We start from the raw sequence: 5,778 nt of genomic DNA on the forward strand, positions 1-5,778 counted from the left end.
GCGAAATAAATGATCCTGTTAAAGTAGTGGTGGAAGATGAATTACAGCCGGTTAAAAAATTACCTAAAGGAGAAACTAATCGCATTAGTCTCGAAATGTATCAACAGGGAAAGTCAATTGAAGAAATTGTTCGAGAGAGAAATCTTGCCAGAGGTACTATTGAAGGGCATCTGGCAACATTTATTGAAACCAGAGAAGTTGATATTTCTGTATTAGTTTCACAAAAAGAACTGCAATCCATCTCTGAGTTTATTGAAAAAAGTCCGGCGGCTACATCTTCAGAAATTAGAAATGCTTTTGGTCAGAAATTTTCTTACGCTCAAATTAAGGCTGTCATCGTTTATCTTACTGTTGTAAAAGATGCTAAATAGATTTTATATCGGAAGGCGTAAAGTCGAATCCTAGTTTTAGCCGTGCACTAATTTTCGACTGCCTATTGATTAATTTCCTTCTCATAATTACCCAAACGTTGTACGACAAATATCGTATGGGGAGAGATTATTTTAGTTATCGCCTAAATTTGCTTAACAATTGCAGCTATTATTTGTAATAGTTATTGTTATTATTGCTGACGGATAATACTTTTTAAAATGGAAGATGGCTTTCAGGAATTGGAGCGCCTGGAGCTTCGCGACTTTTTGATGGGAGTCAGCATTTGTGGAATATAAAGCCCACCCGAATGGCTTGGATGGACTTTTTTTGTCATTCAATAAATAATTTTGAAATTCACTTCCATGCTATATTAGACTGATATTTTTCTTAGCCTTGTGAGATTATTCGTGATAGAATTTTCATTTTCTCGATGATAGATGTAAGTGGGAACTTCGGTTTTTATAATGTTTGGCGCTATTTTGCTAATTTTTTCAAATAAAGCAGCATCGCTACCTAGAGGGATTTCAGGGAATCCACCCATATTAAATGCTAGTTGCCTTCGGATAAAAAAGGTTCCACCAATTACGCACTCAGACAAATTGATCATCCCACCGTAATTATTTTTGTCCGGTACAAATGGACTGCCTATTATTTTTACTCCTCCGTGTAAGAAATCAGGACTATGATTTTCTTTTATTAGCTTTTTCCTTATTTCCAGGTGTGTCGGTGCATACTCATCATCAGAGTCTAAAAATGTAATGTATTTGCCCAAAGAAAGAAAAATACCCGTATTTTTTGCACCCGCGTATCCTTTAGATAGTTGTTGCACATATCTTATTCTAATTTTCGGTTGCAGATATTTTAATATTTGAGATGCCGTGTCGTCCGTACTCTCATCATCGATGATTATCACCTCCCAATCTTTTTCGGTTTGTGCAATTAATGAATTGATTGCCCTGTTTAGAAGAACAGCCCTATTGTAAGTTGTAATTACTACCGAAAAAAAAGGAGAAGCTGTGTTGATCGCAATAACTTCATTACGTAACATTTCTTCAAAGTAAAAGATTTATTGAAATATATCAACTGCAAATTTACTTGTATTTTGCTCTCTCAAAAAGAATCATTTTCTTCGTTGAAACAATTTAGATAGTCAGGCATTGATTTGCTAACTATATTTTATAAGTCCTTTAACGATAGAGCAGTAAAATATGTATAAGATCTATCTGGCTATCATCCATTGTTTTATTTTTTCAAAACTTGCTTCAATAACTACACTCTGTTTTTCTTTTTCAAAAAGATGTTTGGCTTCTTCGGGTAATGGAATTTTCAGTTGCAATAAATCTTCCACTACATCAGGAAATTTTACCGGATGAGCAGTTTCTAAAATAAATCCTTTACCCACTTTATTCTCTTTTAAATAATTATCCAAGGCGTTATAAGCTACAGCTCCATGTGGATCTAACATATAGCCCGTTTCATCGAATACTTTAGTAATCGTTTTTCTTGTGGTATTGTCAGTAACAGAAACACTACTAAATGATTTTTTTAGTTCTGGAAGTTGTTGGTGAAACAACTCCATTACTCTTATAAAATTACTTGGGTTAGCGACATCCATAGCATTCGAAATAGTAGCAACCGATTTTTTTTCAGGATATTTTTCTGTGGCTAAGAATTCCGGGACTGTATCGTTGGCATTGCATGCGGCAATAAAATGCTTTACCGGCAGGCCTGAGATATACGCCAATACACCTGCACAGATATTGCCAAAGTTTCCACTTGGCACGCATATTACAGGTGCGTCATTTTCTTTCCATTGTTGCAGGGCAAAGAAATAATATAACTGCTGTGGCAACCACCGTCCGACATTGATAGAGTTGGCCGAGGTTAATTGATATTTGGCGTTCAAGTCTATATCTGTAAAAGCTTGTTTTACGATGGCCTGACAATCGTCAAAGGTGCCTTGTACTTCAAGTGCCGTAATATTCTGACCACAAGTGGTTAATTGTAATTCCTGCACTGGACTTACTTTTCCTGAAGGATATAATATAATTACTTCAACACCTTCAACGCCTAAGAAACCGTTAGCAACCGCACCGCCGGTGTCACCGGAAGTAGCCACGAGAATGGTTGTTTTTTTCTGGTTATTTTGATTAAAATATCCTAAACACCTACTCATAAATCTGGCGCCTACATCTTTAAAAGCATAAGTGGGTCCGTGAAATAATTCGAGAGAAGAAATGTTTTCGTTTATTTTTATAAGCGGGAACGGAAAGTTTACAGTTTCCGCGACGATTTTTTGTAATTCATTATCGGGTAGGTCATTGCCCACAAAAGGCTTCATCACTTCAAATGAAATCTCTTCTTTGGACAACTTAGATAAATTCTCTTTTATATTCTTTGAAAGTGCGGGAATACTTTGGGGGAAATACAATCCTCTGTCCGGAGCCTGCCCACTCACTACCGCTTCTCTAAAACTTACTGAAGGCGATTTTTTATTTAAACTATAATATTGCATACTTATTTTATGGTTTGTGAACTATGAATAATAAATTATGATATCCATATAAAAGGATTAACGACTCTATTAGGCTATTGTACAACCTTGTTGATTGATTTTAGAAATATAAGTGTGAGAATCTACTTGCAGATTGGTATATATTTTTTGCATTTCTGCTTTTACCTTTTCTGCGGTTTCTTCGTTTTTGCTGAGCATGAAAATGGAAGGCCCGGAGCCCGAAATGCCACCACCTAAGGCGCCAGCAGATAAACAATTCCGCTTTAAATCGGCAAAACCTGGAATCAACTGACTCCTGATAGGTTCAATAATATGATCTTCTAAAGAACGACCGATAAGTTCGACGTCATTCTTTAAAATACCTGCTACTAAACCCGCGATATTGCCCCATTGTTTAATAGCATTTTTCAATTCGATCTGATGCTTTAAGATAGCACGTGCATCTGCAGTGCGTACCTCAATTTGTGGATGGACGACAGTTACGTATAAATCCGGAGCAGGCAACGGGATAATATCTAAAGGATTGATGGAGCGAATCAAGGTGATGCCACCATAGATACAAGGTGCAACATTGTCCGCGTGTTTGACTCCACTGGCTACTTTTTCACCCCACATCGCATATTGAATTTGTTGCGTTTTGCTAAAGGGGTTACCCAATAAATGATTTGCTGCTACGACAGCACCTGCGGCACTTGCCGCACTGGAGCCCACACCGCTACCAGGTTTTATATTTTTGTAAATCAAAACTTCAAATCCAATTTCTTCATTCAAATCCTTGATAATCTCCAGCAGCGGTGCACCGGCTGTATTTAAAGCGGGGTCTTCAGGCAAGGGGTAACCATCGGCGCTTTTTACAATTACTTTTCTTTCATTCAATAGGGTTACTTCCATTTTATCTGCAGGAGCACTCAGGCAAAGACCTAATATGTCAAAGCCACATACCAAATTGGCTACAGTACCCGGCGCATATACAGTACAAGATTTCATAAGAGAAGATGATTTATGATTATTTTATTTGTAATTTGAATTTATGAAACTGCCTTAATCAGATCAGCGAAAACGCCACTTGCTGTTACTTCTGCTCCTGCTCCCGCTCCTTTGATTACCAATGGATGATCTGGATAGCGCTTTGTAAAGAACAGTACGATATTGTCTTTTCCATACAAATGATAAAAATCTGACTGTTCATCGACTGCTTGCAAGCCTACGTTGGCTTTGCCTTTGGCGAAAGTGGCTACATATTTTAATTTACAGTTTTTATCTGATGCCTCCTTATATAATTTCTTAAAATGTTCTTCCTTCGCTGCTAATTCTTTATAAAAATCGTCAACGCTGCCTTCAAAACATGAAGCGGGTAGAAACTGTTCATTGTCAATATCTTCCATATTTATTTCATTACCTGCTTCTCGTGCGAGAATCATTATTTTGCGCATTACATCTGTACCTCCTAAATCCAATCGAGGATCTGGTTCTGTGTATCCCTCGTTTTGCGCCTGTTTTACTACTTCGGAAAAAGTTTTACTCCCATCATAATTATTAAACACAAAATTTAGTGTCCCCGATAAAACTGCTTGAATTTTTACGATTTCATCGCCACTGCGGAGTAAATCATTCAAGGTGCCAATTATCGGAAGCCCGGCGCCCACGTTCGTTTCAAAGAAAAATGGCGCATTGAATTCTTTAGATAAGGATTTTAGCTTTTTGTAATATTCAAAAGAGGAAGAGCAAGCTATTTTATTACATGCAACGACCGCTATACTTTTCTCTAAAAGCAGATGATAATTCTCTGCCATATTTTTGTTAGCTGTAACGTCTACTACCACGCTGTTTCGTAGATTACTATTAATTATTTCTTGAATAAAGCTTTCAAATTCGAATTTGTTTCCGTTATTTAAGTCTTCTTTCCAACTGTCCAGGTGAATACCACCATTATCGGAGAATAACATTTTGCGGCTGTTTGCCATGCCTGCGACGCGTAACTGAATGTTTAAGTTTTTTAGCAGATAATCTTTTTGATGTTTCAATTGTTCAATAAGTCTACTTCCTACATTTCCGGTTCCTACAATAAACAAATTTAATTGCTTATAAACTTTTTCAAAGAAGGCTTCGTGCAACACGTTTACTGCTTTTTTTACGTCATCAAAAGCAATTACGGCGGATATGTTTTTTTCTGAACTCCCTTGTGCAATAGCACGTACATTAATGCCATTTCTTCCTAATACAGAGAACATTTTGCCGCTGATACCTGGATGACTTTTCATTTTATCACCCACGAGTGCGATGATGGAAAGATTTTTTTCTTCTTTTATTGGTTCAACTCTTTTGGCTTCAATGTCATTTTTGAAGGTGCTATCCAATACTTCTTTTGCTTTTTCTAATTCATTTGCATTTATGGCTACGCAAATAGAATGCTCCGAAGAACTTTGTGTGATCAACACAACATTTATTTGAGCAGAAGCTAATGCTTCAAATAGAACCTTTGAAATGCCCGGCACACCCACCATTCCACTCCCTTCAAGGCTTAATAACGCTATCTCCGTGATACTTGAAATACCCGTTACTATTTCTGTTTGTTCTCCTTCTATTTGTTCGCTAATATAGGTTCCTTCATCATCTGGTAAAAAGGTATTCTTTATCTTGATAGGTATAGCGGCTTGCATTGCGGGAATAATCGTCGGCGGGTAAATAACTTTGGCACCAAAATGCGATAACTCCATTGCTTCTTTGAATGAGATATAAGGTATAGGTTTCGCATTGCTTACCCATCGTGGATCCGCAGTCATCATGCCTGATACATCTGTCCATATCTCCAAAAGGTCTGCCTGGGTGGCTGCAGCAAATATGGCCGCAGTATAGTCCGAGCCGCCGCGTCCTAATGTCGTTACTTGGTT

5 protein-coding genes are annotated in these 5,778 nt (G+C 37.4%); 1 reads left to right on the forward strand and 4 read right to left on the reverse strand.

Annotated elements, in window-relative coordinates:
- On the forward strand, positions 1 to 371 hold a 371-nt coding region (locus ACQR30_RS07405; protein WP_429733462.1), incomplete at its 5' end, for a helix-turn-helix domain-containing protein.
- A gap of 371 nt (positions 372 to 742) precedes the next feature.
- Here the strand turns inward: ACQR30_RS07405 and ACQR30_RS07410 are convergent.
- The 4 genes from ACQR30_RS07410 to thrA all read right to left on the reverse strand — a co-directional run.
- Positions 743 to 1,420, reverse strand: coding sequence for a glycosyltransferase family 2 protein (locus tag ACQR30_RS07410; protein WP_429733465.1), 678 nt, complete (start codon positions 1,418 to 1,420; stop codon positions 743 to 745).
- A gap of 171 nt (positions 1,421 to 1,591) precedes the next feature.
- The gene (gene thrC / locus ACQR30_RS07415) at positions 1,592 to 2,887 is read right to left on the reverse strand and encodes a threonine synthase (RefSeq protein ID WP_429733467.1); all 1,296 of its coding nucleotides are present in this window, start codon (positions 2,885 to 2,887) and stop codon (positions 1,592 to 1,594) included.
- A 69-nt stretch (positions 2,888 to 2,956) separates the two neighbouring features.
- Positions 2,957 to 3,874: a homoserine kinase gene (locus tag ACQR30_RS07420; RefSeq protein ID WP_429733470.1), complete on the reverse strand. Its 918-nt coding sequence runs from the start codon at positions 3,872 to 3,874 to the stop codon at positions 2,957 to 2,959.
- Positions 3,875 to 3,915: 41 nt separating this feature from the next.
- Positions 3,916 to 5,778: bifunctional aspartate kinase/homoserine dehydrogenase I (gene thrA, locus ACQR30_RS07425; protein WP_429733473.1), on the reverse strand; the 1,863-nt coding region annotated here is incomplete at its 5' end.

The organism is Arachidicoccus sp. (genome assembly GCF_050436765.1).
Lineage (GTDB): Bacteria > Bacteroidota > Bacteroidia > Chitinophagales > Chitinophagaceae > Arachidicoccus.